1 pseudogene is annotated in these 281 nt (G+C 70.5%); it reads left to right on the top strand.

Going from position 1 to position 281, the window contains the following annotated elements:
- Window positions 1-281, top strand: a pseudogene (locus J7E94_RS23690) (IS200/IS605 family accessory protein TnpB-related protein); the annotation flags it as partial.

Genomic DNA, 281 nt, shown 5'->3' with positions numbered 1-281 from the left:
CCGACCGTGTCGAAGCGAACCGGGCGGTGGCCTACCGCATCCACTACGACGTGCAGCGCGGCCGCTGGTACCTGACCGCTTCCTGGCAGTACCCGCCCACCCAGACGATCCCGCTCGCGGCCGCCCTCGCGCACGGCGTGATCGGTGTGGACACCAACGCCGACCACCTCGCGGCCTGGCGACTGGACCGGCACGGCAACCCGACCGGCAATCCCCGCCGCTTCTTCTACGACCTCAGAGGGTCGGCGGATCATCGTGACGCCCAGGTACGGCATGCCCTC

Origin of the sequence: Streptomyces sp. ISL-94, from assembly GCF_018614075.1 — a bacterium.
In the GTDB taxonomy this organism is placed as follows: domain Bacteria; phylum Actinomycetota; class Actinomycetes; order Streptomycetales; family Streptomycetaceae; genus Streptomyces.
The sequence above is the reverse complement of the archived record's forward strand: the minus strand, read 5'-3'. Positions and strand labels throughout refer to the sequence as shown.